The sequence below is a fragment of the Klebsiella sp. GN_Kp190 genome (genome assembly GCF_040061795.1).
Lineage (GTDB): Bacteria > Pseudomonadota > Gammaproteobacteria > Enterobacterales > Enterobacteriaceae > Klebsiella > Klebsiella michiganensis.
This window is the reverse complement of record NZ_JBEAFN010000013.1, coordinates 23144-46457: the sequence shown is the minus strand read 5'-3', so window position 1 is coordinate 46457 and position 23314 is coordinate 23144. Positions and strand designations below refer to the sequence as shown.

General features: G+C 58.7%; 23 protein-coding genes and 1 pseudogene. 19 read left to right on the top strand and 5 right to left on the bottom strand.

Going from position 1 to position 23314, the window contains the following annotated elements; translation table 11 throughout:
* Positions 1-87: 87 nt before the first annotated feature.
* Together ABLU67_RS10875 and ABLU67_RS10870 are read right to left on the bottom strand one after the other, a co-directional pair.
* Complete coding sequence (locus ABLU67_RS10875) at positions 88-480, bottom strand: RidA family protein (RefSeq protein WP_004098320.1); 393 nt, start codon at positions 478-480, stop codon at positions 88-90.
* Positions 481-490: 10 nt separating this feature from the next.
* Positions 491-1930, bottom strand: a complete 1440-nt coding sequence (locus tag ABLU67_RS10870) for a D-aminoacylase (RefSeq protein ID WP_057173121.1) — start codon at positions 1928-1930, stop codon at positions 491-493.
* Here ABLU67_RS10870 and ABLU67_RS10865 point away from each other — a divergent pair.
* Positions 1908-2034 (top strand): annotated as a pseudogene (locus ABLU67_RS10865) (hypothetical protein); the annotation flags it as partial. The gene ABLU67_RS10870 and the pseudogene ABLU67_RS10865 overlap by 23 nt on opposite strands.
* Before the next feature lie 97 nt (positions 2035-2131).
* On the top strand, positions 2132-3346 hold the full coding sequence (locus tag ABLU67_RS10860; RefSeq protein ID WP_348852294.1) for an amino acid deaminase: 1215 nt from the start codon (positions 2132-2134) through the stop codon (positions 3344-3346).
* Between the two features lie 121 nt (positions 3347-3467).
* Here ABLU67_RS10860 and hpaR read toward each other — a convergent pair whose 3' ends face one another.
* Positions 3468-3905 (bottom strand): homoprotocatechuate degradation operon regulator HpaR, encoded by a 438-nt coding sequence (gene hpaR, locus ABLU67_RS10855; RefSeq protein ID WP_014227790.1) that lies wholly within the window; start codon positions 3903-3905, stop codon positions 3468-3470.
* A gap of 285 nt (positions 3906-4190) precedes the next feature.
* Between hpaR and ABLU67_RS10850 the strand changes: the two genes are divergently transcribed.
* The 16 genes from ABLU67_RS10850 to ABLU67_RS10775 all read left to right on the top strand — a co-directional run bounded on the left by ABLU67_RS10850 (position 4191) and on the right by ABLU67_RS10775 (position 19724).
* Positions 4191-4823, top strand: a complete 633-nt coding sequence (locus ABLU67_RS10850; RefSeq protein WP_048262622.1) for a fumarylacetoacetate hydrolase family protein — start codon at positions 4191-4193, stop codon at positions 4821-4823.
* Positions 4820-5584 (top strand): fumarylacetoacetate hydrolase family protein, encoded by a 765-nt coding sequence (locus ABLU67_RS10845; protein ID WP_046877829.1) that lies wholly within the window; start codon positions 4820-4822, stop codon positions 5582-5584. The genes ABLU67_RS10850 and ABLU67_RS10845 overlap by 4 nt, the downstream gene beginning before the upstream one ends.
* A complete protein-coding gene (gene hpaE, locus ABLU67_RS10840; protein ID WP_014227787.1) occupies positions 5581-7047 on the top strand; it encodes a 5-carboxymethyl-2-hydroxymuconate semialdehyde dehydrogenase in 1467 nt (488 codons plus the stop codon). The genes ABLU67_RS10845 and hpaE overlap by 4 nt, the downstream gene beginning before the upstream one ends.
* 1 nt (position 7048) lies before the next feature.
* Positions 7049-7906 (top strand): 3,4-dihydroxyphenylacetate 2,3-dioxygenase, encoded by an 858-nt coding sequence (gene hpaD / locus ABLU67_RS10835; RefSeq protein WP_128696658.1) that lies wholly within the window; start codon positions 7049-7051, stop codon positions 7904-7906.
* Between the two features lie 12 nt (positions 7907-7918).
* Positions 7919-8299, top strand: coding sequence for a 5-carboxymethyl-2-hydroxymuconate Delta-isomerase (locus tag ABLU67_RS10830; protein ID WP_004098305.1), 381 nt, complete (start codon positions 7919-7921; stop codon positions 8297-8299).
* Positions 8300-8398: 99 nt separating this feature from the next.
* Entirely contained in the window at positions 8399-9202 is an 804-nt protein-coding gene (hpaH, locus tag ABLU67_RS10825) for a 2-oxo-hept-4-ene-1,7-dioate hydratase (RefSeq protein ID WP_348852293.1), read from the top strand.
* A 10-nt stretch (positions 9203-9212) separates the two neighbouring features.
* Positions 9213-10004, top strand: coding sequence for a 4-hydroxy-2-oxoheptanedioate aldolase (gene hpaI, locus ABLU67_RS10820; RefSeq protein ID WP_004098302.1), 792 nt, complete (start codon positions 9213-9215; stop codon positions 10002-10004).
* Positions 10005-10047: 43 nt separating this feature from the next.
* A complete protein-coding gene (gene hpaX / locus ABLU67_RS10815; RefSeq protein ID WP_014227785.1) occupies positions 10048-11424 on the top strand; it encodes a 4-hydroxyphenylacetate permease in 1377 nt (458 codons plus the stop codon).
* 9 nt (positions 11425-11433) lie between these two features.
* The gene (hpaA, locus tag ABLU67_RS10810; RefSeq protein ID WP_009652862.1) at positions 11434-12324 is read left to right on the top strand and encodes a 4-hydroxyphenylacetate catabolism regulatory protein HpaA; all 891 of its coding nucleotides are present in this window, start codon (positions 11434-11436) and stop codon (positions 12322-12324) included.
* A 363-nt stretch (positions 12325-12687) separates the two neighbouring features.
* Complete coding sequence (gene hpaB / locus ABLU67_RS10805; protein WP_049082901.1) at positions 12688-14250, top strand: 4-hydroxyphenylacetate 3-monooxygenase, oxygenase component; 1563 nt, start codon at positions 12688-12690, stop codon at positions 14248-14250.
* A 19-nt stretch (positions 14251-14269) separates the two neighbouring features.
* The gene (locus ABLU67_RS10800; protein ID WP_047724590.1) at positions 14270-14782 is read left to right on the top strand and encodes a 4-hydroxyphenylacetate 3-monooxygenase reductase subunit; all 513 of its coding nucleotides are present in this window, start codon (positions 14270-14272) and stop codon (positions 14780-14782) included.
* A 297-nt stretch (positions 14783-15079) separates the two neighbouring features.
* The gene (gene btsT, locus ABLU67_RS10795) at positions 15080-17230 is read left to right on the top strand and encodes a pyruvate/proton symporter BtsT (RefSeq protein WP_064358761.1); all 2151 of its coding nucleotides are present in this window, start codon (positions 15080-15082) and stop codon (positions 17228-17230) included.
* Between the two features lie 109 nt (positions 17231-17339).
* Positions 17340-17543, top strand: a complete 204-nt coding sequence (locus ABLU67_RS10790; protein ID WP_004098292.1) for a YbdD/YjiX family protein — start codon at positions 17340-17342, stop codon at positions 17541-17543.
* A gap of 11 nt (positions 17544-17554) precedes the next feature.
* Positions 17555-18511 (top strand): GTPase, encoded by a 957-nt coding sequence (yjiA, locus tag ABLU67_RS10785; RefSeq protein WP_014227783.1) that lies wholly within the window; start codon positions 17555-17557, stop codon positions 18509-18511.
* Between the two features lie 347 nt (positions 18512-18858).
* Positions 18859-19404 (top strand): YfaZ family outer membrane protein, encoded by a 546-nt coding sequence (locus tag ABLU67_RS10780; protein WP_004098290.1) that lies wholly within the window; start codon positions 18859-18861, stop codon positions 19402-19404.
* Positions 19404-19724 carry a hypothetical protein gene (locus tag ABLU67_RS10775; protein WP_047724594.1) on the top strand — a complete coding sequence of 107 codons (321 nt, stop codon included), beginning with the start codon at positions 19404-19406 and terminating at the stop codon, positions 19722-19724. The genes ABLU67_RS10780 and ABLU67_RS10775 overlap by 1 nt, the downstream gene beginning before the upstream one ends.
* 46 nt (positions 19725-19770) lie before the next feature.
* Here ABLU67_RS10775 and ABLU67_RS10770 read toward each other — a convergent pair whose 3' ends face one another.
* Positions 19771-21141 carry an NAD-dependent succinate-semialdehyde dehydrogenase gene (locus ABLU67_RS10770; protein WP_348852292.1) on the bottom strand — a complete coding sequence of 457 codons (1371 nt, stop codon included), beginning with the start codon at positions 21139-21141 and terminating at the stop codon, positions 19771-19773.
* A gap of 178 nt (positions 21142-21319) precedes the next feature.
* The gene (locus ABLU67_RS10765; RefSeq protein ID WP_049082909.1) at positions 21320-22246 is read right to left on the bottom strand and encodes an Rpn family recombination-promoting nuclease/putative transposase; all 927 of its coding nucleotides are present in this window, start codon (positions 22244-22246) and stop codon (positions 21320-21322) included.
* Between the two features lie 208 nt (positions 22247-22454).
* Between ABLU67_RS10765 and ABLU67_RS10760 the strand changes: the two genes are divergently transcribed.
* Positions 22455-23270 carry an AraC family transcriptional regulator gene (locus tag ABLU67_RS10760; protein WP_064358759.1) on the top strand — a complete coding sequence of 272 codons (816 nt, stop codon included), beginning with the start codon at positions 22455-22457 and terminating at the stop codon, positions 23268-23270.
* Positions 23271-23314: the final 44 nt, after the last annotated feature.

The following is a 23314-nucleotide window of genomic DNA, read 5'->3' as shown; positions in this document are numbered from 1 at the left end:
GTTGAGTATGTAAAAGGTAAAAGGCTACGAAGCGCTGAATGAATTCAGCGCTCAAAAATCCTGTTTATATTTCTGGTTAATAAATTTTTATACGCGAGCCGCGTTATAACAGGTCACATCTACTTCGACTTTACAATCCACCACCAGGTCTGCGACGCAGCAGATACGGGCGGGCGGGTTGTCGCCAAAGAACTCGCGGAACACTTTATTGAAAGACTGGAAATAGCGCGCATCGGTGAGGATCACCTTGACGTGCACCACGTCGGCCAGGGTGTAGCCCGCTTCGGTCATGATATCCACGCAGTTCTGAATCGCCAGACGCGCCTGGTCGACAATCCCGCCTTCCACCACTTCACCGTCCTTCATCGGCGTCTGGCCGGAAACGTACAGCCAGCCCCCCGCCTCCACCGCGCGCGCGAACGGCAGATGCTGCCCGCCGGTGCCGGTACCGCCTTCTACGCCATAACGTTTAATACTCATTTTGCACTCCTTAGTTCATTTGGCGGCGCAGGAAACGCCCCGCGCGCCCGATAATCTTTTTGTCGCTGCCGTAGCTCATCACGCCGTTGACCATCACCGCCTCGATCCCCTCCGCCGGTTGTTTCGGGTCGGAGAAGCTGGCGACATCGCGCACCGTCTGCGGATCGAACAGCACCAGATCGGCAAAGTAGCCCACTTTCACCAACCCACGATCCGCCAGCTGGAAACGCGCCGCCGACAGCCCGGTCATTTTGTGGATAGCGGTGGTCAGCGGAAACAGCCGTTCATCGCGGCTGTAGTGGCCCAGGACCCGCGGGAACGCGCCCCACAGCCGCGGATGCGGCATCGGGTCGTTCGGCAGACCGTCGGAGCCGATCATGGTCACCGGGTAACGCAGCACCCGCCGTACGTCCTGCTCGTCCATGTTGTAGTAGATGGCGCCTGCGGGCATCAGCCGCGCCGCCGCCTCGTGCAGGCTAACCTGCCAGCCGTCGGCAATCTGCCGCAGGGTTTTCCCGGCCTGCTCGGGCTGCGCTTCCGACCAGGTGATGACGATATCGAACTCATCGGTCACCTGCTTCATATCCAGCGTCGATGAGCTGGCGGAGTAGGGATAGCAGTCGCAGGCAATCTCCTGGCGCTGGCGCATCTCATCGAAGAAGGCCAGCGTCTCGCGGGTGCGGCCCCAGTTTTTCGCGCCGGCGCACTTATGATGCGAGACCACCACCGGCACGTTGCCGTGGCGGCCAATGCGGAACGCCTCGTCGAGCGCCTCCAGAATCGGCTCGAACTCAGAACGCAGGTGGGTGGTATAAATTCCCCCCTCCGCCGCCAGCTCCTCGGCCAGCGCCATCACCTCTTCGGTGGTGGACTGAAACGCGCTGGCGTAGGCCAGCCCGCTGCTCAGACCCAGTGCCCCCTGGCGCAGCGCGTCGCGCAGCTGCACCCGCATTCCGGCGATCTCGGTGTCCGTCGCCGGACGGAACAGATCGTCCATATGGTTATTGCGCAGCGCGGTATGGCCAATCAGCGTGCCGACGTTCAATGACGGCTTCGCCGCCTCCACCGCCTGGGCGTAAGCATCAACGGTGGGGTAAACAAAATGCTCCTGCTCGCCCAGCAGGTTCATCGGGTCAGGCACGCCGTCGCGCAGGGTCGCCGTCGCCGCGCTGATCCCGCAGTTGCCGACAATCACCGTCGTCACCCCCTGACTCAGCTTGGGCAAATAGGCTGGCATACGAATGACGTTGATGTCGTCATGGGTATGCACATCGATAAACCCGGGCGCCAGCACGCGCCCCTGCCCGTCAATCACCTGCTCCGCCGGCAGGTTCAGCGCCGGGGCCATATCTACAATCCGATCGCCCTTCACCGCCACGTCGCCGCGAAACTGCGGTCCGCCGCTGCCGTCAATGACCGTGACGTTTTTGAAAAGCCAGTTAACTTTCATCGCAATGACTCCCTTTCAACTCTGTCGACAAGTTAACCATTTACAAGGCGGAAAAACAGTGGAAAACTACGCAAAAACCAGATCAAATTGTGATACTTTTATTCACAAACAATAAAAATCACATATTAAATTTATATTTTTCAATTAATTAAAATTGATACTCAGCTTTATTCCGAGCATAAACCCTAAAAGGATAGTGTTATGAAATACCACTCCGATACGCTTATTCCGCACAAAGCCGCCGTGATGGCCGCTCCGGCAAATCTGCTGGCGGAGGAGGTCTGCCTCCCCGCCGCGCTGCTGAAAAAAACGGCGCTGGAAAATAACATCGCCTGGATGCAGCGCTACGCCGACGCGCGCGGCGTCTCGCTGGCGCCGCACGGTAAAACAACGATGACGCCGTGGATTTTTCAGGCCCAGCAGCGGGCGGGCGCATGGGGAATCGGCGTGGGCAGCGCCTGGCAGGCCAGCGCGGCGATGGCCAGCGGCGTTGAGCGCGTCCTGATGGTCAATCAGCTGGTCGGCAGGGCGAATATGCAGGCGGTATCGCGCCTGAAAGCGCATTACCGGGCGGCGGAGTTTATCTGCTGCATCGATAGCCTCGCCAACGCCCGCGCGCTGTCGGCCTTTTTCAGCGAACGGCGGCAAACGCTGGACGTGCTGATTGAGCTGGGCGTGGCCGGCGGGCGCTGCGGCTGCCGCAGCGTTGAGGATGCGCAGACCCTGGCGGAGGCCGTCGCGGACCTTCCGGGCCTTAAGCTGCGCGGACTTGAGCTGTATGAAGGGGTGTTGCACGGCGACGATCCGCAGCCGCAGGTGGAAGCTCTGCTGCGCCAGGCCGCCGATTTGGCCTGCCGGATGGCGCATCTGGTTGAGGGGGAGTTTGTGCTGACCGGCGCCGGTACCGTCTGGTATGACGTGGTGTGCAATATCTGGCTGGCGGCGAAGAAACCGGCGCGCTGCCGGATCGTTATCCGCCCCGGCTGCTATATCACCCACGATCGGGGGATCTACGATATCGCGCAGAAAGCGCTGGTGGCGCGCGATCCGATCGCCTGCGATCTGGGCGGTGATTTAACCTCGGCGCTGGAACTGATGGCGATGGTCCAGTCGGTGCCGGAAGCGGATCGTGCGGTGGTCAACTTCGGCAAACGCGACTGCGCCTTCGACGCCGGACTGCCGCAGCCGATCGCTCGCTATCGCAACGGCGAGCAGATCTCCGCGGCGGGGATCGAGAGCGTCGGGATCATGGATCAGCACTGTATGCTGCGCCTCGCGCCAGGCAGCGACGTGCAGGTCGGCGATATTCTGGTGTTCGGCACCTCGCATCCGTGCCTGACGTTTGATAAATGGAAAACCCTACTGCTGGTGGACGAGCAGTATAACGTGCTGGAAGAGCTCGATACCCTGTTCTGAGTGGCAGGGAACTCCCCGGATGGCGGCTGGCGCCTTATCCGGGCTACAGGATGGCACCGGCCCGTAGCCCCGGTAAGCACAGCGCGACCGGGGGAATATTTCTAGCTTCACGGAAGGAAAATTACGCTTCTTCCTCTCCACCCACCCCATTCCCCAGGGCGATAAACTCCTCCAGCAGCGCGGTAAGCTGACGCATTTTTTCGACGGTAAATTGGGCTTCTATCTGGCGATAGGCTTCTTCCACCTGGGCCTGGGCGCTTTCATACAGCTTCAGGCCCGCAGGCGTCAGCGAAACGTACAGCTTGCGCTGATCGTTAACCGGTTTTAAACGCAGCACCAGGCCGTCGCGCTCCATGCGGGTCAGAATACCGGTCAGGCTCGGACGTAAAATACAGGCGCGAAAGGCCAGATCGTGAAAATCCATCGACGGATTTTCGGCGAGGATGCGCACGATACGCCACTGCTGCTCGGTCAGATTGTGGCGTTTAACGATGGGCCGAAAGTGGGCCATCGCCGCTTCCCGCGCCTGCAGCAGCGCGATAGTTAACGAATCATGCATCACATACCTCTGAAATAAATCCCCAATCTGTTAATAAGTTAATAATTAGCGCTAATTCCTTCTGAAGGCAACCGGTTTCTGCCCCTGAAAAGTACCAGAAGGTACAAAAAAATTAATTATCTAATTGATTAACAACAAACAAAAAATATAACTGTAAATTTATTGTTAATCCGATCACAAAACATTCACTTCTGTTTGCCAAACCTTTCCGCAAAGCATAAAAGATGATCATTAACATATTAATGAATTAACTAACTTCCTAATTCCGTAGCAGAGGAGTGGTCAATGAAAGGTACCATCTTCGCCGTGGCGCTTAACCACCGCAGCCAGCTCGACGCCTGGCGCGAAGCGTTCCAGCAGGCCCCGTATAAAACCCCGCCGAAGACCGCGGTCTGGTTTATCAAACCGCGCAACACCGTTATCGGCGACGGCGAGAGCATTCCCTATCCGCAAGGCGAAACCGTGCAGAGCGGCGCCACCGTGGCGCTAATCGTCGGTAAAACCGCACGCAAAATCGCCGCGGAAGACGCCGCGGCTTATATCGCCGGGTACGCGCTGGCGAACGACGTCAGCCTGCCGGAAGAGAGCTTCTATCGTCCGGCCATCAAAGCCAAATGCCGCGACGGCTTCTGCCCGCTTGGCGCGCTCGCGCCGCTCAGCAACGTCGATAACCTGACCATCATCACCGAAATCAACGGTCGCGAGGCGGACAGCTGGAATACCGTCGATCTCCAGCGCTCCGCCGCCGAGCTGCTGAGCGCCCTGAGCGAATTCGCCACCCTCAATCCCGGCGATGCGATTCTGATCGGTACGCCCCACTCCCGCGTTACGCTGCGCCCCGGCGATCGCGTACGCATTCTCGCCGAGGGCTTCCCGGCGCTGGAAAACCCGGTGGTTGCTGAAGGAGAACTGGCATGAAACAGGCACGTATTGAGTGGCAGGGGCAACGGCACGATGTCCAGGTTGATGAACGCGGGCAGGTCCAGCTCGCCAACGGCAGGTTACTTCAGGAAGGCGAGTTTCGCTGGCTGCCGCCCGCCGACGGCACCCTGTTCGCGCTGGGCCTGAACTACGCCGATCACGCCAGCGAGCTGGCGTTTACGCCGCCAACCGAACCGCTGGTGTTTATCAAAGCGCCCAACACCTTTATCGGCCATAGGCAAGAGTCGGTGCGCCCGGATAACGTCGAGTACATGCACTACGAGGCTGAACTGGTGGTGGTGATCGGCAAAACCGCGCGTAAGGTCGCCGAAGCTGACGCCATGGCGTACGTAGCCGGGTACACCGTCTGCAACGACTACGCCATCCGCGACTACCTGGAAAACTACTATCGTCCCAACCTGCGGGTCAAAAGCCGCGACACCCTGACGCCGATAGGCCCGTGGATCGTCAGCAAAGAGGCGATCCCCGATCCGCACAACCTGGCGCTGTGCACCTGGGTCAACGGCGAACTGCGCCAGCAGGGCACCACCGCCGATCTGATCTTCAGCATTCCGTTCCTGATCGCTTACCTCAGCGAATTTATGACCCTGCAGCCGGGCGACATGATCGCCACCGGCACGCCGAAGGGGCTGTCGGACGTGGTGCCGGGCGATGAAGTGATCGTCGAAGTGGAAGGCGTCGGCCGCCTGGTCAACCACATCATTAGCCAGCAGGCATATGAGGAGAAGCTGTCATGAAAAAAATTAACCACTGGATCAACGGCAAAAACGTCGCCGCCGCGGAATATTTCCACACCACTAATCCGGCCACCGGCGAAGTGCTGGCGGAAGTCGCCTCCGGCGGCGCCGACGAGGTGAATCAGGCGGTGGCGGCGGCGAAAGAGGCGTTCCCGAAATGGGCCAATCTGCCGATGAAAGAGCGCGCGCGTCTGATGCGCAGGCTGGGGGATCTGATCGACCAGAACGTCCCGGAGATCGCCGCTATGGAGACCGCCGATACCGGCCTGCCGATCCACCAGACCAAAAACGTGCTGATCCCGCGCGCCTCGCACAACTTCGAATTCTTCGCCGAAGTGTGCCAGCAGATGAACGGCAAGACCTACCCGGTTGACGACAAGATGCTCAACTACACCCTCGTGCAGCCGGTCGGCGTCTGCGCGCTGGTGTCGCCGTGGAACGTGCCGTTTATGACCGCCACCTGGAAGGTGGCGCCGTGCCTGGCCTTGGGGAATACCGCGGTGCTGAAGATGTCCGAACTGTCGCCGCTAACCGCCGACCGTCTCGGCGAACTGGCGCTGGAGGCGGGTATTCCGCCGGGGGTGCTGAACGTGGTTCAGGGCTACGGCGCGACGGCGGGCGATGCGCTGGTCCGCCACCATGACGTACGCGCGGTCTCGTTCACCGGCGGTACCGCCACCGGGCGCAACATCATGAAAAACGCCGGGCTGAAAAAGTACTCCATGGAGCTGGGCGGCAAATCGCCGGTGCTGATTTTCGAAGACGCCGATATTGAGCGCGCCCTCGACGCCGCGCTGTTCACCATTTTCTCGATCAACGGCGAACGCTGCACCGCCGGCTCGCGCATCTTCATTCAGCAGAGCATCTACCCCGAGTTCATTAAACGCTTCGCCGAGCGGGCTAACCGCCTGCGCGTCGGCGACCCCACCGACCCGAATACCCAGGTGGGCGCGCTGATTAGCCAGCAGCACTGGGAGAAAGTCTCCGGCTATATCCGCCTCGGCATTGAAGAAGGGGCGACCCTGCTGGCCGGCGGCGCGGATAAACCCGCCGATCTGCCCGCCCATCTGAGAAACGGCAACTTCCTGCGGCCAACGGTGCTGGCGGACGTCGATAACCGCATGCGCGTGGCGCAGGAAGAGATTTTTGGCCCGGTAGCCTGTCTGCTGCCGTTTAAAGACGAGGCGGAAGGTCTGCGCCTGGCCAACGACGTGGAGTACGGCCTCGCCTCTTATATCTGGACCCAGGACGTCAGCAAGGTGCTGCGCCTGGCGCGCGGCATCGAAGCCGGAATGGTGTTCGTCAACACCCAGAACGTCCGCGACCTGCGTCAGCCGTTCGGCGGCGTGAAGGCCTCCGGTACCGGCCGCGAAGGCGGCGAATACAGCTTTGAAGTGTTCGCTGAAATGAAAAACGTCTGCATCTCGATGGGCGACCATCCGATCCCAAAATGGGGAGTCTGATATGGGAAAGTTAGCGTTAGCAGCAAAAATCACTCACGTACCGTCTATGTATCTCTCTGAACTGCCGGGTAAAAACCACGGCTGCCGCCAGGGAGCCATCGATGGGCATAAAGAAATCGGCAAGCGGTGCCGCGAGCTGGGCGTGGATACCATCATCGTCTTTGATACCCACTGGCTGGTTAACAGCGCCTACCACATCAACTGTGCCGACCATTTCCAGGGCGTCTACACCAGCAACGAGCTGCCGCATTTTATTCGCGACATGACCTATGACTACGACGGTAACCCGGCGCTCGGCCACCTGATCGCCGACGAAGCGGTCAAACTCGGGGTCCGCGCCAAAGCGCATAACATTCCAAGCCTGAAGCTGGAGTACGGCACCCTGGTACCGATGCGCTATATGAACAGCGATAAGCATTTCAAAGTGGTCTCTATCTCGGCGTTCTGTACCGTCCATGATTTTGCCGACAGCCGCAAGCTGGGCGAAGCCATTCTTAAGGCTATCGAGAAATATGACGGCACCGTGGCGGTCTTTGCCAGCGGCTCGCTGTCGCACCGTTTTATCGACGACCAGCGCGCCGAAGAGGGGATGAACAGCTATACCCGCGAGTTCGATCACCAGATGGACGAACGGGTCGTGAAGCTGTGGCGCGAAGGCAAATTCAAAGAGTTCTGCACCATGCTGCCGGAGTACGCCGACTACTGCTTCGGCGAAGGCAATATGCACGACACGGTGATGCTGCTGGGCCTGCTGGGCTGGGACAAATACGACGGCAAAGTAGAGTTTATTACCGAGCTGTTCGCCAGCTCCGGCACCGGTCAGGTCAACGCCGTCTTCCCGCTGCCGGAAACGGCGTAAGGAGCACGCAGAATGCCGCATTTTATCGCTGAATGTACCGACAACATCCGCGAGCAGGCTGATTTACCGGGCCTGTTCGGCAAAGTGAACGCCGCGCTGGCGGCCACCGGCATCTTCCCCATCGGCGGCATTCGCAGCCGCGCCATCTGGCTGGATACCTGGCAGATGGCCGACGGCCAGCACGATTACGCCTTTGTGCATATGACGCTGAAAATTGGCGCCGGACGCAGCCTGGAGAGCCGCCAGGACGTGGGCGATATGCTGTTCACGCTGATCAAAGCCCATTTCGCCGCGCTGATGGAGAGCCGCTATCTGGCGCTGTCGTTTGAGATTGATGAACTGCACCCGACGCTGAACTACAAGCAGAACAACGTGCACGCCTTGTTTAAATAGCGTGCGGCCGGTCAGGCCCTCTCCCGCCGGGAGAGGGCGAAACGACGCCGGCTTTTATTTCCGGCACAGCAGCACCGAATGACGTAACAGGAAGCAACTATGCTCGATAAACATACCCATACCCTGATCGCCCAGCGGCTAAACCAGGCGGAAAAACAGCGTGAACAGATCCGCGCTATTTCGCTGGATCACCCGACGATCACTATCGAAGATGCCTACGCGGTACAGCGCGAATGGGTAAATATGAAAATCGCCGAAGGCCGCGTGCTGAAAGGACATAAAATCGGCCTGACCTCAAAAGCAATGCAGGCCAGTTCGCAAATCAGCGAACCGGACTACGGCGCGCTGCTGGACGATATGTTTTTCCACGACGGCGGCGATATCCCTACCGACCGCTTTATCATCCCGCGTATCGAAGTGGAGCTGGCCTTCGTGCTGGCCAAACCGCTGCGCGGCCCCCACTGCACCCTGTTCGACGTCTACAACGCCACCGACTACGTGATCCCGGCGCTGGAGCTGATTGACGCCCGCTGCCACAACATCGACCCGGAAACCCAGCGCCCGCGCAAAGTCTTCGACACCATCTCCGATAACGCCGCCAACGCCGGGGTGATCCTCGGCGGCCGCCCGATTAAACCCGACGAGCTGGATCTGCGCTGGATCGCCGCCCTGCTCTATCGCAACGGCGTGATTGAAGAGACCGGCGTCGCCGCGGGGGTGCTGAATCACCCGGCCAACGGCGTGGCCTGGCTGGCGAACAAGCTGGCGCCGTACGACGTCCAGCTGGAAGCCGGGCAGATTATTCTCGGCGGCTCCTTTACCCGTCCGGTACCGGCGCGCAAGGGCGACACCTTCCACGTCGACTACGGCAACATGGGCGCGATTAGCTGCCGCTTTGTCTAGGAGAAACATGATGCATAACGCCTTTAAAGACGCCTTAAAAGCGGGTCGTCCGCAGATTGGCCTGTGGCTGGGGCTGACCAGCAGCTACAGCGCCGAGCTGCTGGCCGGGGCCGGGTTCGACTGGCTGCTGATCGACGGCGAGCACGCGCCAAACAGCGTGCAGACGATACTGACCCAGCTACAGGCGATCGCCCCCTACCCCAGCCAGCCGGTGGTGCGGCCGTCGTGGAACGACCCGGTGCAGATTAAACAGCTGCTGGATATCGGCGCGCAAACCCTGCTGGTGCCGATGGTGCAGAACGCCGACGAAGCGCGGCTGGCGGTGAAAGCCACCCGCTACCCGCCCGCAGGCATTCGCGGCGTCGGCAGCGCGCTGGCCCGCGCCTCGCGCTGGAACCGCGTCCCGGATTATCTCCATCAGGCCAACGACGCGATGTGCGTGCTGGTGCAGATCGAAACCCGCGAAGCGCTCAACAATCTGCCGCAGATCCTCGATGTCGAGGGCGTGGACGGCGTGTTTATTGGCCCGGCGGATCTGAGCGCCGATATGGGCTTCAGCGGCAACCCGCAGCACCCGGAAGTGCAGGCCGCCATTGAGCGCGCCATCGGGCAAATTCGCGCGGCGGGCAAAGCGCCGGGGATCCTGATGGCCAGCGAGCCGCTGGCGAAGCGTTACCTGGAACTCGGCGCGCTGTTTGTCGCCGTCGGCGTCGATACCACCCTGCTGGCCCGCGGCGCGGAAGCGCTGGCGGCGCGATTTGGCGCGGAAAAAACCGCCCAGGGTTCGTCAGGCGTCTATTAATACCCGCAGTACCCTACAAAATTCCCATTAGAGGAAAATGATAATGAGCGATACATCATCTGCCATCCCGGAAAAGTTCGATCCGGCTAATCAGCACAAGCAGCTGACGGCGCAGCAGCAGTCGGTTATCAACAAGCTCTTTCGCCGCCTGATCGTCTTTTTGTTCGTGCTGTTTATCTTTTCGTTTTTAGATCGCATCAATATCGGTTTTGCCGGGCTGACCATGGGCCAGGATCTGGGCCTTAACGCCACCATGTTTGGTCTTGCCACCACCCTGTTTTACGCCACCTACGTGATATTCGGCATTCCCAGCAACGTGATGCTCAGCATCGTTGGCGCTCGCCGCTGGATCGCCACCATCATGGTGCTGTGGGGCATCGCCTCCACCGCCACCATGTTCGCGACCGGACCGAACAGTCTTTATATCCTGCGCATGCTGGTGGGGATCACCGAGGCCGGTTTTCTGCCCGGCATTCTGCTCTATCTGACCTACTGGTTCCCGGCCTTTTTCCGCGCCCGCGCCAACGCGCTGTTTATGATCGCGATGCCGGTGACCACCGCGCTGGGGTCGATCGTCTCCGGCTATATCCTGTCGATGGACGGCCTGCTGAACCTGCACGGCTGGCAGTGGCTGTTCCTGCTGGAAGGCTTCCCGTCGGTGCTGCTCGGTATTATGGTCTGGTTCTGGCTTGATGATTCGCCGTCGAAGGCGAAATGGCTGACCGCGGATGATAAAAAATGCCTGCAGGAGATGATGGATAACGACCGCCTGACGCTGGTCCAGCCGGAAGGGGCGATCAGCCATCACGCCATGCAGCAGCGCAGCCTGTGGCGGGAAGTGTTCACGCCGATCGTGCTGATGTACACCCTGGCCTACTTCTGCCTGACCAATACGCTCAGCGCGATCAGCATCTGGACGCCGCAGATCCTCAAAAGCTTTAACGAAAGCAGCAGCAATATCACCATCGGCCTGCTGGCGGCGATCCCGCAGATTTGTACCATTCTGGGAATGATCTACTGGAGCCGCCACTCCGATAAACATCAGGAGCGTAAGCACCACACCGCCCTGCCGTTCCTGTTCGCCGCCGCGGGCTGGCTGCTGGCATCGGCCACCGATCACAACCTGATCCAGCTGCTCGGGATCGTGATGGCCTCCACCGGATCGTTTAGCGCAATGGCCATTTTCTGGACCACGCCGGATCAGTCGATCAGCCTGCGCGCCAGAGCGATCGGCATCGCGGTGATCAACGCGACGGGTAATATCGGATCGGCGCTCAGCCCCTTTATGATCGGCTGGCTGAAGGATATTACCGGCAGCTTCAGCAGCGGCCTGTGGTTCGTCGCCGCCCTGCTGGTCATCGGCGCGATGATTATCTGGGTGATTCCGATGAAAGGAACGCGTCCGCGCGCGACGCCGTAAGGAGCCGCCATGTGCCAGAGCCCGATAGCCAATATCGATATTAATAAAGAGTACGATGAGAGCCTGGGGACGGAAGATGTGCATTATCAATCGTTTGCCAGGATGGCGGAGTTCTTTGGCCGCGATATGCAGGCGCACCGTCACGACCAGTATTTTCAGATGCACTTTCTCGATACCGGGCAGATTGAGCTGCAGCTCGACGATCATCGCTATTCGGTGCAGGCGCCGCTGTTTGTCCTGACGCCGCCCTCGGTGCCGCACGCTTTTATCACCGAGTCCGATAGCGACGGTCACGTGCTGACGGTGCGCGAGGATCTGGTCTGGCCGCTGCTGGAGGTGCTCTATCCCGGCACGCGGGAGGCTTTCGGTCTGCCGGGCATCTGCCTGTCGCTGGCCGACAGGCCCGAGGAGCTGGCGGCGCTGGCGCACTACTGGCGGCTGATTGAACGGGAATCGACGTCGCAGCTGCCGGGGCGGGAACATACCCTGACGCTGCTGGCGCAGGCGGTGTTCACCCTGCTGCTGCGCAACGCGAAGCTTGACGATCACGCGGCCAGCGGGATACGCGGCGAGCTCAAGCTGTTCCAGCGGTTTAACCAGCTGATCGACGGCCACTACCATCAGCACTGGACGGTGCCGGATTACGCCAGCGAGCTGCATCTGACCGAATCCCGGTTAACCGATATCTGCCGCCGCTTCGCCAACCGGCCGCCCAAACGGCTGATTTTCGACAGGCAGCTGCGCGAAGCCAAGAGGCTACTGCTCTTTTCCGACAGCGCGGTCAACGAGATAGCCTGGCAGCTGGGCTTTAAGGATCCGGCCTATTTTGCCCGCTTTTTTAACCGCTTAGTCGGCTGCTCGCCGAGCGCGTTCAGAACGCAAAAAGTACCGGTATCATAAGAGCTTGCCGGGGACGGCGCGGCGAGTTCGCAGCCGTCTGAGAGGCGGTATCCCGGGCAAGGCGCATCAAGCGCCGCCCCCCCGGAGCAGAGTGCAGAATCGCTGCATTTCCCGGAGGCGATGCTGCGCATCTGTCCGGCCTACACATTCAAAACCCGCCCTGGCTTGTCGTCGGATCACCGGGGAGCCAGGCCGGAAAATAGAAAAACCAACCCCCGATCACATAACCCAACCCCGCCTGAAAAGTACCGACCGTTGACCTAAAAGTCTCTTCACGAAAGCCGCGTTAACCGCTTCAATTGAACAACAAAAACAAAACATAAATTTAACATCGCATTCCGATTAATACTGAAGAGGTCACCTATGAAACCTGAAAATTTCCGTGCCGACGCTAAACGCCCGTTAACCGGTGAAGAGTACCTGAAGAGCCTGCAGGACGGCCGCGAAATCTATATCTACGGCGAACGCGTTAAGGACGTGACCACCCACCCGGCGTTCCGCAACGCCGCCGCCTCCGTCGCCCAGATGTACGACGCGCTGCATAAACCCGAGCTGCAGGATACCCTGTGCTGGGGGACCGATACCGGCAGCGGCGGCTATACCCACAAGTTCTTCCGCGTCGCGAAAAGCGCCGACGATCTGCGCCAGCAGCGCGACGCTATCGCCGAATGGTCGCGCCTGAGCTACGGCTGGATGGGACGTACCCCGGACTACAAAGCCGCGTTCGGCTGCGCGCTCGGCGCAAACCCGGCGTTTTATGGTCAGTTTGAACAGAACGCCCGCAGCTGGTACACCCGCATCCAGGAAACAGGCCTCTACTTTAACCACGCCATCGTCAACCCGCCCATCGACCGCCATAAGCCAGCCGACGAAGTGAAAGACGTCTATATCAAGCTGGAAAAAGAGACCGATGCCGGGATCATCGTCAGCGGCGCGAAAGTGGTAGCCACCAACTCGGCGCTCACCCACTACAACATGATTGGCTTCGGCTCGGCGCAGGTGATGGGCGAAAACCCGGACTTCGCGCTGATGTTCGTCGCGCCGATGGACGCCGAAGGGGTCAAGCTTATCTCCCGCGCCTCCTATGAGCTGGTCGCCGGAGCAACCGGATCGCCCTACGATTATCCGCTCTCCAGCCGCTTCGACGAAAACGATGCGATCCTGGTGATGGATAATGTGCTGATCCCATGGGAAAACGTGCTGATCTATCGCGACTTCGATCGCTGCCGCCGCTGGACGATGGAGGGCGGTTTCGCCCGCATGTATCCGCTACAGGCCTGCGTGCGTCTGGCCGTGAAGCTCGATTTCATCACCGCCCTGCTCAAGCGCTCGCTGGAGTGTACCGGAACCCTGGAGTTCCGCGGCGTGCAGGCGGATCTCGGCGAAGTGGTGGCCTGGCGCAATATGTTCTGGGCGCTGAGCGATTCGATGTGCGCCGAAGCCACGCCGTGGGTTAACGGCGCGTATCTGCCGGATCACGCCGCGCTGCAAACCTATCGCGTGATGGCGCCGATGGCCTACGCCAAAATCAAAAACATTATTGAACGCAACGTCACCAGCGGCCTGATCTATCTGCCGTCCAGCGCCCGCGATCTCAATAATCCGCAGATCAACGAATACCTGGCGAAATACGTGCGCGGATCGAACGGCATGGATCACGTCGAGCGCATCAAGATCCTCAAACTGATGTGGGACGCCATCGGCAGCGAGTTTGGCGGCCGTCATGAACTGTACGAAATCAACTACTCCGGTAGCCAGGATGAGATTCGCCTGCAGTGCCTGCGTCAGGCGCAGAGCTCCGGCAACATGGACAAAATGATGGCGATGGTGGATCGCTGCCTGTCCGAGTACGACCAGAACGGCTGGACGGTGCCGCATCTGCACAACAATACCGATATCAACATGCTGGATAAGCTGCTGAAGTAACCGGCAGCGGGAGGTCACAATGCAATTAGATGAACAACGTCTGCGTTTTCGCGATGCCATGGCCAGTCTGTCGGCCGCCGTTAACGTCATCACCACCGAAGGCGAGGCGGGCCGCTGCGGTATCACCGCCACCGCGGTCTGTTCGGTGACCGATACGCCGCCGTCGGTAATGGTCTGCATCAACGCTAACAGCGCGATGAATCCGGTGTTCCAGGGCAACGGCAAGCTGTGCATCAACGTGCTGAACCACGAGCAAGAGGAGATGGCCCGCCACTTCGCCGGCATGACCGGGATGACGATGGATGACCGTTTCGGCCTCAGCGGCTGGCAAAAAGGCGCGCTGGGCCAGCCGGTGCTGAAAGGCGCGCTGGCGAGCCTTGAGGGCGAGATTAGCCAGGTGCAGACCATCGGTAGCCACCTGGTCTATCTGGTGGAAATCAGCAACATTACCCTGAGCCAGCAGGGCCACGGGCTGATCTACTTTAAGCGCCGCTTCCATCCGGTGATGATGGAGATGGACGTCGTGGCGTAGTTTTGCCTTCCCCTCTCTCGCGGGAGAGGGGATTACCTCGCTTCCCCCCATCGTCACGGCGGGAATATTCCTGTGATCTCAATCACATATTTACGGACACCCGTTCTTATCCCCAACCGCTTACCCCTGCAAGTGACCGCTTAACCCCGAATATAACCACTCACAGATTTACCCAACTTTACGCGCGCGACGTTCTGGCAAGATGGTCCCCAGCATAGCTAATCAATGCCTCCTCAAACCCTAACTAAACCCAGACGGCTTCGGCCCATTATTCATCTTATTAAGCCAGGTTTTACTATGGATACTAAAAAGTTATTCAAGCACATACCCTGGGTGATTCTTGGAATCATCGGGGCATTTTGCCTCTCGGTCGTCGCTCTGCGCCGCGGCGAGCACGTCAGTGCGCTGTGGATCGTGGTGGCCTCGGTTTCCGTCTACCTCGTCGCCTACCGTTATTACAGCCTGTACATTGCGCAAAAGGTCATGAAGCTCGACCCTACGCGCTCCACGCCTGCGGTGATTAATAACGATGGCCTGAACTACGTTCCGACCAACCGCTACGTGCTGTTCGGCCACCACTTTGCCGCGATTGCCGGCGCCGGTCCGCTGGTGGGCCCGGTGCTCGCCGCGCAGATGGGCTACCTGCCGGGTACCCTGTGGCTGCTGGCGGGCGTCGTGCTGGCAGGGGCGGTGCAGGACTTTATGGTGCTGTTCATCTCCTCGCGCCGTAACGGTGCCTCGCTGGGGGAAATGATCAAGCAGGAGATGGGTCCGGTGCCGGGTTCCATCGCGCTGTTCGGCTGCTTCCTGATAATGATCATCATCCTTGCGGTGCTGGCGTTAATCGTGGTGAAAGCGCTGGCGGAAAGCCCGTGGGGCGTCTTCACCGTCTGCTCGACCGTGCCGATCGCCCTGTTTATGGGGATCTACATGCGCTTCCTGCGCCCGGGCCGCGTAGGCGAAGTATCGGTGATTGGTATCGTCCTGCTGGTAGCGTCGATTTACTTCGGCGGCGTGATTGCCCACGACCCGTACTGGGGCCCGGCGCTGACCTTTAAAGACACCACCATTACCTTTACCCTGATTGGCTACGCGTTTATCTCGGCGCTGCTGCCGGTCTGGCTGATTCTGGCGCCGCGCGACTACCTGGCGACCTTCCTGAAAATTGGCGTTATCGTCGGCCTGGCGCTGGGCATTGTTATCCTCAACCCGGACCTGAAAATGCCGGCGGTGACCCAGTACATTGACGGTACCGGTCCGCTGTGGAAAGGCGCGCTGTTCCCGTTCCTGTTTATCACTATCGCCTGCGGCGCGGTCTCCGGCTTCCACGCCCTGATCGCCTCCGGCACCACGCCGAAGCTGCTGGCTAACGAAACCGACGCCCGCTTTATCGGCTACGGCGCGATGCTGATGGAGTCCTTCGTGGCGGTGATGGCGCTGGTAGCGGCCTCAATTATCGAACCGGGCCTCTACTTCGCGATGAACACCCCGCCGGCGGGTCTGGGCATCACCATGCCGAACCTGCACGAAATGGGCGGTGAGAACGCCGCGCTGATTGCCGCGCAGCTGAGGGATGTCACCGCACACGCGGCGGCGACCGTCAGCTCCTGGGGCTTCGTGATCTCACCTGAGCAAATCCTGCAAACCGCGAAAGATATCGGCGAACCGTCGGTACTGAACCGCGCGGGCGGCGCGCCGACGCTGGCCGTGGGTATCGCTCACGTGTTCCACAAAATCATCCCGATGGCGGATATGGGCTTCTGGTACCACTTCGGTATTCTGTTTGAAGCGCTGTTTATCCTTACCGCGCTGGATGCCGGTACCCGTGCAGGCCGCTTTATGCTGCAGGATCTGCTGGGCAACTTCGTGCCGTTCCTCAAGAAAACCGACTCGCTGGTGGCCGGTGTTATCGGTACCGCGGGCTGCGTCGGCCTGTGGGGCTACCTGCTGTATCAGGGCGTGGTCGACCCGCTGGGCGGCGTGAAGAGCCTGTGGCCGCTGTTCGGTATCTCTAACCAGATGCTGGCCGCCGTGGCGCTGGTGCTCGGCACCGTGGTGCTGGTCAAAATGCAGCGCACCAAATATATCTGGGTCACCGTGATCCCGGCCGCATGGCTGCTGCTGTGCACCACCTGGGCGCTGGGCCTGAAACTGTTCAGCACCAACCCGCAGATGGAAGGCTTCTTCTTCATGGCGCAGCAGTATAAAGAGAAGATCGCCGCCGGCGGCGAACTGACCGCGCAGCAGATTGCCAACATGAACCATATCGTGGTGAACAACTACACCAACGCGGGTCTGAGCATTCTGTTCCTGGTGGTGGTCTACAGCATCATCTTCTACGGCATCAAAACCTGGCTCAACGTGCGCAACAATAAAATGCGTACCGACAAAGAGACCCCGTACGTGCCGGTACCGGAAGGCGGCGTGAAGACCTCTTCGCATCACTAAACCTTAATGCCGGATGGCGCTACGCTTATCCGGTCTACACAAACGAATGTTTGTAGGCCGGATGAGGCGCTAGCCGCCATCCGGCTTTATTCGTTCTCTGGGACTCACAATGTTTGGTAACTTAGGTCAGGCAAAAAAATACCTCGGTCAGGCAGCGAAAATGCTGATTGGCATTCCGGATTACGATAATTACGTCGAGCATATGCAGACTAACCATCCGGACAAGCCGTACATGACCTACGATGAATTCTTTCGCGAACGCCAGCAGGCCCGCTACGGCGGCGACGGCAAAGGCGGCGTACGCTGCTGCTAATGGAGGCAAACATGGCACCGATTGCAGTCACCCTGCTCACCGGTTTTCTTGGCGCGGGTAAAACCACCCTGCTGCGCCATATCCTGAACGAACGGCACGGCTTTAAAATTGCCGTTATCGAAAACGAATTTGGCGAAGTCGCCGTCGATGACCAGCTTATCGGCGATCGCGCCACGCAGATTAAAACCCTGACCAACGGCTGCATCTGCTGTACCCGTTCCAACGAACTGGAAGACGCCCTGCTCGATCTGCTCGACAGCCGCGATCGCGGAGAAATTGATTTTGACCGGCTGGTGATCGAATGCACAGGCATGGCCGACCCCGGCCCGATTATCCAGACCTTTTTCTCTCACGATGTGCTGTGTGAACGCTATCTGCTGGATGGCGTGATTGCGCTGGTTGACGCGGTGCATGCCGACCAGCAGATGAATCAGTTCACCATTGCCCAGTCGCAGGTGGGCTACGCCGATCGTATCCTGCTCACCAAAACTGACGTGGCGGGCGACAGCGACAAGCTCCGCGAACGGCTGATGCGTATTAACGCCCGCGCGCCGATTTACAACGTCACCCACGGCGATATCGACCTGAATCTGCTGTTTAACACCAGCGGCTTTATGCTGGAAGAGAACGTGGTCAGCAGCAAACCGCGCTTCCACTTTATGGCCGATAAGCAGAACGACGTGTCGTCTATCGTGGTGGAGCTGGATTATCCGGTGGATATCAGCGACGTCTCGCGGGTGATGGAAAACCTGCTGCTCACCTTTGCTGAACAGCTGATGCGCTATAAAGGGATGCTGTGGATCGACGGCGAGCCCAACCGCCTGCTGTTCCAGGGCGTTCAACGGCTATACAGCGCCGACTGGGACCGGCCGTGGGGCGATGAGCGGCCGCACAGTACCCTGGTGTTTATTGGAATACAGCTTCCGGAAGATGAGATTCGCACCGCATTTGCGAGCCTGCGCAAGTAGTCATGTCGCATTCCCCCTCTTCTGGAGGGGGAATGCGCGGCTGAAATGTAAAATTCCGTTCTTATATGTAACAGTAGAAATGTTTTTGGAAATAATTAGAAAGCCAATTATTGCGTCCACAACCGCTTTTTCGCGCCTGTTCAGCGAATATTTAGCCAAAAGATTCAACTCACGCTCAACGGCTAAAGATTACCCATTGACTCCACAGTAAAAACAACTAACAAACAACACAAATAAATATATCTAATAACAAAATTAGCATAAAACAGCCATCACTCGCTGATTTGCAGTCATAAAAATCGATTGTTAAGGTGCCCTCCGCGTAATGTAATGATGAGGCATAAAACATGAAAAAGCTGAATATCCTTCTTCTCTCGGCGTTGACTGCCGTCTCGGGATCCGCACTCGCGATGGGCGGCACCGTTGAGCAGGGCAAGAACTTCACCAACCTGAATCTGGAAATGGGGAAATCCTCCTCTGGCCTGTATGTGGAAAGCAACTGGCTCAAAAATACCGATGACGGTACCCAGACAGGCGGCGTAGGCGCGGGTTATAACCTGGAACTCGGCCCGGTAATGTTCAATGCCGGCGCGAAAGCCATCTACCTCGGTCCTAAAAAAGGCGATAACGGCGTGGCCTTCCCCATCGGCGGCGGCGTCAACGTGGCCCTGACCGACAGCATCCATCTCTATGGTGAGGGCTATGCCGCACCGGAGGGCCTGAACAATAGCGTCAAAAACTACGTTGAAGCCAACGGCGGCGTAAGCTGGACGCCAATCACCCCGGTCACGCTGAAAGTGGGCTATCGCCATGTCAGCGTCGACGGCAAAGATGGCCGCCCGGGCCACACGCTGATTGACGGCGCCTATGTCGGCGGCGGGGTTACCTTCTGATGAACGGCCGCTTCGCCGCGCTTTGCGTTCTGAGCTTCACCGTGCTGCTGTCAGGCTGCGTCCAGTACAAATGGGTGAAGCCGGGAGTCAGCGATACGGAGATGAGTAAAAAGCTCACGGAGTGCGAAGCGCAGGCGCTGATCGATCTCCCCCCGGATAACGTCGTCACCGGTTCAAGCTCGGAAAAAACGGACAAAAAGAACAAGAAAAAGGATATTTCCACCAGCTATACGGTTGAGGACGCCAATGAGGGGCGCAGGGATACGCTTGTCGACAGCTGCATGTTTAAGAGCGGCTGGGATAAGATTGAAGTTCAGTGAACGCCAAAAAAAACCTGCCAGATGGCAGGTTTTTGTCTTCACGCCGTTATTTATGCACGACCACCAGCTTCTGATTCACAAACTCTTTAATCCCGAGATCGGAAAGCTCGCGGCCAAACCCGGAGCGCTTAACGCCGCCAAACGGCAGCTCCGGAGCGGTATCGGTTAGCCAGTTGATATAGACCATACCGGTTTCAATCCGCGACGCCATGCGTTTCGCCCTTTCGATATCCTGGCTGAATACGGCTCCGCCAAGGCCGTAGTGCGAATCGTTGGCCAGCTTCATCGCCTCATCGTCATCTTTCACCACGTAGATTTGCGCGACCGGGCCGAAGAACTCTTCAAAATAAGCCGGATTATCGCGGGTAATGCCGGTCAGTATAGTGGGCTCGAAAAAGCTGCCTTCCCGCTGCGCGGGTTTGCCGCCCAGATGCAGTTTCGCGCCGTTTTTCACCGCCTCGTCAACCTGTTTGGTCAACGTTTCCAGCGCGTCTTTTGAAGAGAGCGGCCCCAGCGTGGTACTTTCGTCCAGCGGATCACCGATTTTCACCTGACGGAAGGCCTCGGTAAACTGGCTCAGGAACGAGTCGGCAATTTTTTCATGCAGGATAAAGCGCTTCGCCGCGGTGCACACCTGGCCTGCGTTGTTGAGCCGCGCCTGCACGCCGATCTTCACCGCCTTCTCCAGATCGGCGTCGTCCAGGACCACAAAGACATCGTTGCCGCCCAGTTCAAGCGTCGCTTTCTTGATGTGTTTAGCCGCCTGCGCCGCCACCACGCTACCGGCTTTTTCCGAGCCGGTCAGGGCCGCACCCTGTACGCGATCGTCGGCGATAATCTTCGCCACCTGATCCTGAGAAATAAACAGGTTAGTCCACGCGCCCTCCGGCGCACCGGCTTCGCGTACCAGATGGGCGAAGGTTTCCGCGCAGTGCGGGACGATGCTGGCATGTTTGGCGATAACCGGGTTCCCCGCCGCCAGGTTCGGTGCCAGCACGCGCATAAGCTGATAATAAGGGAAGTTCCACGGTTCTACCGCCATCAGTACGCCGATGGGATGGTGTTCGACCCAGGCTTCACCCAGCTCGGACGGATACTTTACCGGCGCCAAAAACTGTTTGGCGTTGTCGGCGTAGTAGCGGGCAATTTGCGCGCACAGCTTCACTTCACCGCGGCTTTGCTCAATGAGTTTGCCCATTTCCTGGCTGGCGATTTTCGCCAGCTCGTCAACCCGGCCGTCGATCAGATCCGCCAGCTTGTGCAGCACCGATAGCCGCTGCGCTATATCGCCTTTCGACCACGACGAATGATATAGCGCATCCGCCTTCTGCAGAGCCGCTTCCACGTCCGCGTCGCTGTGTGCCGGGTACGCTTTGATAAGCTGATTGTTTGCAGGATTCACCGTCTGATAAGCCATATCGCATGTCTCCTTGTTATCGCTGTTAACGCAGTCATAAATACCGCACAGGATATTAAGGGTAGTCGAGATAACTGAGGATGCGGCCAAACTCAGAGAGATACGGAATTTTCCCGAAATGGAACGGAGCGCGCTATCGGCATAAATCGCCCATAAATAACAGCTCAATATCAATAAGTTAATGAGTAACAGCCCGGATATCCGCCTCCGACAAACCGGTAATTCTCAGCACCGTTTCCAGGGCCATACCTTCGGCGAGCATCGTTTGAGCAATACGCCGCGCTTCGGCGCGCTGCCCCTCCTCAACGCCCTCCAGTCGACCTTCCCGCTTCCCCTGCCTGCGCCCCACTTCACGTAACCTTTCGGCGATAGTCATGAGCTTCTCCTTATGCTGCGGAACACGCTGAGCCACTTCGCGGATAAATTTCCCCAACCGAAGCGCTTTGCCCGAGTGAATCAGGTAATTAAACAGCGTTTTTAGCTGCCTGTCATTAGCGTATCCGCTAAGCAAAATGGCCGTCAGATGTTCCACAATGCCCAGCAAATCGCGCTGACGAATATGTTTTTGCATCAGCTCCAGTAAGGCGACTCTTCGATGCTGGACAATTTCGTCATCAGGCACGACGGTAATATCCACCAGCGGAAACGGCATGGTATAAAGCTGCTTAGCCAGAGCAGGGTCGGCAAACTTGTCGAGCCAGGATAACGACCAGGGATAAGGCGTGGCGACGCCATGATAGAACAGTATCGGTACAACCAGCGGCAGCGTTTTATGTCCGTTATCCAGATGGCGCTGCATCGCAGCAATGGCGTAACGCATCATTCTGAAGGCCATATACGCATCCGGAGAGCTTTGATGCTCGATGACAACATAGATATAGCCTTCTCCCGCCGCGGTTTTCAGTGCCCAAAGAACATCGGAGTAGTATGCCCGCAGGTTCTCCTCAATAAAGCTCCCGGATTCAAGCGTCAGCGAATCCAGGTCGCAAAGCTGTCTGAGCGCCGGAGGAAGATGGATATCCAAAAAGTCGCGCGCGGTATCAGCTTGACGTAAAAACTGTTTGAAGACCGCATCGTGCGGCGTTGACGTAGTACCCTTTTCCATGGCTATCCGCCTGCGTAAAAAAATCCTGCCGCCACTCTACTGCGCCATTTTTCTCATCACACACACTGTTGCTGACCTTTACGAGCCGCGACGAAAGATATCTTCCTTCGGCTGCAAGCGAGACATTTTTGTTGAACGCGACTCGCGGTTCTCCCGCAGGATGAAGGCATGTTATAAACAGCTATCCCCCTCAGCTAAGGAGCCCACCGTGAGCCATACGCGCGATATTCAGCAAACCTTCTGGCGCGACGAACAGCTGCCCTGGCTGGAGCTGCGCAGCACCTGGCAAAGCCGTCAGGCCTATAAACGTCACCGCCATCCGCAGCTCTCCGTGGGGGCGATTATCGAGGGGGAAACGCGCTGTATCTGCAACGGGCAGGAGTATCTGCTGCGGCCGGGCGATCTGATTATTATCCCCGCCCAGGCGCCCCACAGCTGCAATCCGCGCGACGGCCAGCCGCGCAGCTACCATATGCTCTATCTCGAGCTAAGCTGGTGCTGGCGGCAGCTGGCAAACGATGCGCATCACGAGCGGCTGATAACCTCCCAGCCGGTGATTCGCGATGCCGGGCTCTTTGCCCGGTATCTGCAGATCGTGGCGTTGATGACTCAGCAAAACACCGCCGCGCTACCCGCCAGCGTCGCCCGGTTCCTGCGCGACCTGCCGCTGCGCCCGCTCGCGCCTGTGGCGCTTAGCCCGACCAGCGCGCGTTTGTTCAGTCGTCTGGCAACCAATCTGCAGGCGCCGCCGACGCTGGATAGCCTCGCCGATGAGTTTGCGCTGCGCAAAGAGACGCTGATCCGCGCCTTCAAGCAGGATACCGGCCTGACGCCCGCCAGCTTTATCAATATCGCGCGGATTGAGTTCGCCAAAACGCGCCTGCGGGCCGGGGATAATATCGCCGATGTCGGCTACCAGGCCGGGTTTGCCGACCAGAGCCACTTTCATAAAACCTTTGTCAGCTATACCGCCGCCACGCCGCGCCAGTATGCGCAGTCCCGATCAATAACAGACAATAATTAGCGTTTACGCTGGCGTAAGGTGACCTCAGATTAATACTGAGGTTG